5 protein-coding genes are annotated in these 6,207 nt (G+C 68.6%); 4 read left to right on the top strand and 1 reads right to left on the bottom strand.

What is annotated here, in order from left to right; genetic code table 11:
* The first annotated feature begins 219 nt into the window (after positions 1-219).
* From AB0I53_RS18515 to AB0I53_RS18500, 4 genes are all read left to right on the top strand, one after another.
* Complete coding sequence (locus AB0I53_RS18515) at positions 220-939, top strand: methyltransferase domain-containing protein (protein ID WP_358603937.1); 720 nt, start codon at positions 220-222, stop codon at positions 937-939.
* A 170-nt stretch (positions 940-1,109) separates the two neighbouring features.
* A complete protein-coding gene (locus AB0I53_RS18510; RefSeq protein WP_358603934.1) occupies positions 1,110-2,759 on the top strand; it encodes a helix-turn-helix domain-containing protein in 1,650 nt (549 codons plus the stop codon).
* 104 nt (positions 2,760-2,863) lie between these two features.
* Positions 2,864-4,483 carry a transposase gene (locus AB0I53_RS18505; RefSeq protein ID WP_358603931.1) on the top strand — a complete coding sequence of 540 codons (1,620 nt, stop codon included), beginning with the start codon at positions 2,864-2,866 and terminating at the stop codon, positions 4,481-4,483.
* A complete protein-coding gene (locus AB0I53_RS18500) occupies positions 4,480-5,589 on the top strand; it encodes an NDMA-dependent alcohol dehydrogenase (protein ID WP_358603928.1) in 1,110 nt (369 codons plus the stop codon). Before AB0I53_RS18505 ends, AB0I53_RS18500 begins: the two co-directional genes overlap by 4 nt.
* A gap of 61 nt (positions 5,590-5,650) precedes the next feature.
* Here the strand turns inward: AB0I53_RS18500 and AB0I53_RS18495 are convergent, their stop codons facing one another.
* Entirely contained in the window at positions 5,651-6,196 is a 546-nt protein-coding gene (locus AB0I53_RS18495) for a type 1 glutamine amidotransferase domain-containing protein (protein WP_358603925.1), read from the bottom strand.
* Between the last annotated feature and the right edge of the window lie 11 nt (positions 6,197-6,207).

The following is a 6,207-nucleotide window of genomic DNA, read 5'->3' as shown; positions in this document are numbered from 1 at the left end:
GGCGGTGCCCCCGGGGGTGGGCGCTGCGCCCCAGACCCACAAACACAACCCCCCCCCCCACCCCCCCCCCCCGCCCCCCCCCCCCCCCCGCGGGGGGGGGGGGGGGGCCCCCCCCCCCCCCCCCCCCCGGCCGGTCCGAAGTCGCCGAAACCGCCAATTCTCGTTGCTGTGCAGGTAAAATCGGTCGAGTTGACCGCTTGCGCGATCGGGAGGTCGTCGGTGGATCGGGAAGTCCGGACGATGGACGACGTGCTGCGCATGCTCGACCGGATGCTCGCGGCGGATGCCCGGAACACCCCGGGCTGGTGGGACCGGTTCTATTCCGACCGCACCAAGCCGATTCCCTTCTTCGTCGCCAAACCGGACGAGAACCTGGTGTCCTGCCTGGAGCGCGGCCTGATCGCTCCCGGGCGCGCGCTGGACCTGGGTTGCGGCCCGGGGCGCAACGCGGTGCACCTCGCGTCGCTGGGATTCGAGGTCGACGCCGTCGGCCTCTCGCCGGAGGCCGTGTCCTGGGGCGAGGAGCGCGCCCGCGAGGCCGGCGTCGACGTCCGCTTCCACCTCGGCGACATGTTCTCCGCCGACCTGCGGCTGGGCCGGTACGACCTGGTCTACGACTCCGGCTGCCTGCACCACCTGCCGCCGCACCGCCGGGTGAGCTACCTGGACCTGCTCGACCGGGTGCTGGTCCCCGGCGGCCACTTCGGCCTGACCTGCTTCGCCGCGGGCGAGATGGGTTCGGAGCTCCCTGACGAGGAGTTCTACCGCCGGGGCGACCTGGGCGGCGGGATGGCCTTCGATCCCGACTCGCTGCGCTGGATCTTCTCGGGCTACACCGAGGTCGAGCTGCGGCCCATGGCGGAGCAGCCGCCGGACGCGCCGCACTTCGGCGTGCCCTTCCTGCTGGCCGCGCTGTTCCGCCGCCCGGCGGCCCGTTGACCACCTCGGACTACTGGCCGTGCGTGCGTTCGGGGGCATTGCACCCGCACGGATGCTTGCTTCGGTGGCGGGGGTCACAGATAATCCGACGTTAACTTTCGTTAACGCGGTGCCGGATGTGGTGCCGGATGCGTGGCCGGTCGGGCGCGCCTGAGGGCCGGGAGGAAGCGGTGAATCCGAGCGGAAACCAGGTGATGCGTCCCGAGATCGAGTCGTCCTGGCGGCGCACCAGCATGAGCGGGCTCCGCCCGGAGTCGGCGCTGGACCGGCTGAACATCGCCGAATTCGACGCCGCCAGCAGGCTCATGGGCGCCGCCGGGCCGGTGCTGGACGAACTCGCCACGCGGCTGGTGGGCACCACCTTCTGCATCGCGCTCGCCGACAGCTCCTGCCGGATCGTGGACCGCCGGTTCACCGACCTGCGCACCGAGATAGCGCTGAACCGGATCAGCGCCGTGCCCGGCGCGCAGTTCACCGAGGACAACGCGGGCACCAACGCGCTCGGCACGCCGTTCGAGGTCATGCGCGGGGTCGCGGTGCACGGCTCGGAGCACTTCGTCGAGGCGCTCAAGGCGTTCAGCTGCTACGGCCACCCGATCCGCAATCCCGTGACCCGCCGGATCGAAGGCGTCCTGGACATCACCGGGCTGGCGCGCGAGGCCAATCCGCTGTTCGCGCCGCTGCTGCAGCGCGCCGTCGAGGACATCGAGCAGCGGCTGTGGGAAGGGGCGCGGCAATCGGAAAGGCGCCTGCTGCGGGCCTTCCAACACGCCTCCCGCAGCCCGTGCCGGGCCGTGGTGGCGATCGGCGGCGAGTTCGTCCTGACCAACCGGGCCGCGCTCGACCTGCTGGAACCAACGGATCACGCGGTGCTGCGCGACCTCGTCTCCGGCGTGACCAGATCCGTTTCCCGAGACCTGGTGCTGGGTTCGGGAACGGCCGTGAACCTGCGAGCCGAGAAGATCACCGGCACGGCCGATGGCTTCCTGGTCGAGCTGACGCCCCGAGCCCGCACGCGGGTTCCGGTGCCGCGCGGCCGGGCGGCCGAGAACCGGAGAGCCGGGCTGGACCAGCAACTGACCGAGCTGAGCAGCGGAACCGAGCCAGTGCTCATCGCCGGAGAACCCGGCTCCGGACGCACCTCCGCGGCGCGCACCATCGCCGGATCGCGCACCGTGCAGGTGCTCGAAGCCGCGGACGTGGTCGTCGTCGGCGAACAGGAGTGGGCGAAGCGGCTCCGCTCACCGGATCCGGCCGCGGAAGTCCTTGTCGTCGAAGGAATCGAGCTGTTATCCGACGCGCTGTGCGCGGGGCTGGCGCGAATGCTCGCAGACGATCCGGGCGTGCGCATCGTGCTCACCTCGGCGCCACGATCCGAGCTGCCCCCGCGAGTGCTGAGCGTCGCGGCGACCTGCCAGGCCCGCGTGGACCTGTCGCCGCTGCGCAGCCGGACCGACGAGTTCGCGAGGATCGCACGCACCATGCTCGCCGAGCTCCGGGCCGACCTGCGCATCGCGCCGAGCGCCCTCGAAGCGCTGATCGCCCAGCAGTGGCCCGGAAACCTCCGGGAACTGGCGGGAGTGCTCCGCGGCATCACCGAGCGGCGCACGGCCGGCGACATCACCGTCGCAGACCTCCCGGCCGGCTACCGCGACGCCGGTCGCACCGCCAGGCTGAGCCGGCGGGAGCGGGCGGAGCGCGACGCCATTGCCGAGGCCTTGCGAGTCACCGGCGGGAACAAGGTGCAGGCGGCGCAGCGCCTGGGCATCAGCCGCACCACGCTGTACAGCAGGATGCGCGCGCTCGGGGTGTCCCGTTGAGGTGTTCAGTTCTTGAACAGTTACCGCCCACCGGCGGCCGCGAACATGGTCCCCGTCACAACGACGTGAGGAGGCGGAGTGACTGCGGTGGATGAGTTCCCGGGGTGCTGACGACGATCCGGGTGTCCGATCCCAAGCGGGAGTGTGATCTTGTGCGTGGATCTTCTTCGCTGTTGGCTATCGTTGGCCGTGATGTGCCGCATCGGTGGGTTCGCGCGGAAGGTGGGTTGTTCTGCAGGTGCTGCGTGTTGCCGGGCCCCAAAATGGCGATTTACCGCTTACTGCTGGGTAGACTTGTGAAGGTCACTAGGGTCGCGTATTCCCAGGACCTCAACTCCGGCAAGTACGTGCAGTTGGTGGAGCAGGCTCGCCGGTTGGGGCGTGTCCGCAGTGAGGTATGGCTGCGCTATGGCTCGGTCAACGGTGCAGGACTGTCCGATCGGGAGATTCGCGACCGGTGGATGGCCGATGGTACGGCCGAGATGTTCGGTGTGTTGGCGAATGCGTGGAAGGAAACGGTTCGGGACGCGGTCGCCGACATCACCGCGAACCGGGCCGCTGCGAAAGCAGCCGTCCGCAAGGTGATCCACCGGCGAACCTCGGACCAGGCAGAACAGAAGCGGATGTACACCGCGCTCAAACGCGACAAGTGGGTTGAGGACCCGTTCCTGTCGCGGCAGATGCGGAAACATTGGAAGCGTGGCCGCAACCGCACTCACAACCAGATCGTGGTTCGATCGGACCAGTACCGCACGTTCACCCTGACCGAAGACGGCGACGTCTGGCTTGCCGTGCCTGGATTGCAGTGTCGCCAGTTGGTGCGAATTCCACTGACCACGACGGTGGCACCGTCTGGGACGCTACGGCTGATCCTGCGTGGCGGCCAGGTGGAAGTGCATTACCAGATCGACGCTTCCGCGATGCCGTCCTCGGCGAATCCTGCCGGTGATCGTGAGATCGGCGTGGACAAGGGCTACACCGAAGTCCTCACTGATTCCGATGGGCGGCACCACGGCACCGAGCTCGGTGTACTGCTGACTTCCGAATCGGACTATCGGAAGGTGAAGAACGTTCGGCGTGCGAAGATCCGGTCAGTAGCGGAGAAAGCCCGCGAAGCCGGTGATCACGCCAAAGCCAACCGGATCGTCAGCAACAATCTCGGGACGGTTAAGCGGTATCGGCGTTCGTCCCGCTGGCAGCAGACAGTGCGCACCACGACGTTTCGTGCGGTGCATGCTGTTGTCGATAAAGCCGCGTTGATCGCGGCTGAAGACCTCACCAAAACGTTCACCGCGCGGAACAAACGCGGTCGGAACGTCAACCGGCGCTTGGCGGCGTGGACCAAGGGGGTCACCGCTGAGGCGCTCGCGAGCGTGTCGGAGCGCAGAGGTTCTGCGCTCACGCTGGTCAACGCGGCCTACACCTCACAAGTCGCCCCCTGCTGCGATGCCCTCGGGCGTCGTAGCGGGGACCGGCTTCACTGCACACGGTGCGGGGTGGTGTGGCAGGCAGACCACGCGGCAGCGATCAACGTCCTGCACAGAGTGGGTGACCCCGACATCACCCCGCACACCCCATACCAGCGGGTGAGAAGCATCGTGCAGCAACGGGCCGATCGCCGAGCGGATCAGACTGCCGATCCCGGACTCCAGCCAGTCGGCGGAGAGCGAAACATCCAACGGAAGATCATTTCGATCGAGCTGGAAGCAGGTAATCGCACGTGAAGACCAAGGCAGCAGTTCTGCGCGAAGTGGGCAAGCCGTTCGAGATCGTCGAACTGGACCTGGACGGCCCGGGCCCGGGAGAAGTCCTGATCAAGTACACCGCGGCCGGGCTGTGCCACTCGGACCTGCACCTCACCGACGGCGACCTGCCGCCGCGCTATCCGATCGTCGGCGGGCACGAGGGCGCCGGGATCATCGAGGAGGTCGGGCCCGGCGTCACCAAGGTCAAGCCCGGCGACCACGTGGTGTGCAGCTTCATCCCCAACTGCGGGACCTGCCGCTACTGTTCGACCGGCCGGCAGAACCTGTGCGACATGGGCGCCACCATCCTGGCCGGCTCCATGCCGGACGGGACGTTCCGGTTCCACGGCGAGGGCCAGGACTTCGGCGCCATGTGCATGCTGGGCACCTTCTCCGAGCGGGCGACGATCTCGCAGCACTCGGTGGTCAAGGTGGACGACTGGCTGCCGCTGGAGACCGCGGTCGTGGTCGGCTGCGGGGTGCCCAGCGGGTGGGGCACGGCGGTCAACGCCGGCAACGTCCGGGCCGGTGACACCGTGATCATCTACGGCATCGGCGGCCTCGGCATCAACGCCGTGCAGGGCGCGTTGCAGGCGGGCGCCAAGTACGTGGTCGTCGTCGATCCCCTGGAGTTCAAGCGGGAAACGGCACTGAAGTTCGGTGCCACGCACGCCTTCGCCGACGCCGACGAGGCCCAGACGAAGGTCACCGAGCTGACCTGGGGACAGGGCGCGGACGCCGCGCTGATCCTGGTCGGGACGGTCGACGAGACCGTGGTGTCCAAGGCGACCGCGGCGATCGGCAAGGGCGGCACCGTCGTGATCACCGGGCTCGCCGACCCGACGAAGCTCACGGTGCACGTCTCCGGCGCGGACCTGACGCTGAACGAGAAGACCATCAAGGGCACGCTGTTCGGCTCGTCCAACCCGCAGTACGACATCGTGCGGCTGCTGCGCCTCTACGACGCGGGCAAGCTCAAGCTCGACGAGCTGGTGACGACGCGCTACACCCTGGATGAAGTCAACCAGGGCTACCAGGATCTGCGCGACGGCAAGAACATCCGCGGCGTGATCGTGCACGACTGATCTGCGGATCGGGTGCGCTCCGGGGTGCCACCGCACCCCGGAGCTCCCGGGTGAGTGCGGGCTAGCCCTGGGCGAAGGTTTCGACGATCTTGGCGTTGAACGCGGGCAGGTCGCGTGGGCTGCGGCTGGTGACCAGCCCGCGGTCGACCACCACTTCTTCGTCGACGACGTCGCCGCCGGCGTTGCGGATGTCGGTGCGGATGCTGTGGAACGAGGTCAGCTTGCGGTCTCGCACCACGTCGGCCTCCACAAGCGTCCAGGGCCCGTGGCAGATCGCGCCGACCGGTTTGCCCGAGGCCACGAAGTTCCGCACGAACTCCACGGCGCGCGCGTCGCGCCGGAGGTTGTCCGGGTTGATCGTGCCGCCGGGCAGGATTAGCGCGTCGTAGTCGTCGGCCGAGGCATCGGAGATCTCGCGGTCCACGGTGAACCGGTCGCCCGGGTTGATGTCGTGGTTCATCGCCTGGATCTGGCCGGAGTGCACCGAAACCAGCTCCGCCCGGGCCCCGGCCTGCTCCACGGCCCGGCGCGGCTGTTCGAGCTCGACCTGCTCGACACCGTCGGCGGCGAGGATCGCCACCCGGCGGCCGCGCAGTTCGTTCGCCATGTCCGATCACC

The sequence above is a fragment of the Saccharopolyspora sp. NPDC050389 genome (assembly GCF_040655595.1).
Classification (GTDB): Bacteria; Actinomycetota; Actinomycetes; order Mycobacteriales; family Pseudonocardiaceae; genus Saccharopolyspora.
The sequence above is the reverse complement of the archived record's forward strand: the minus strand, read 5'-3'. Positions and strand labels throughout refer to the sequence as shown.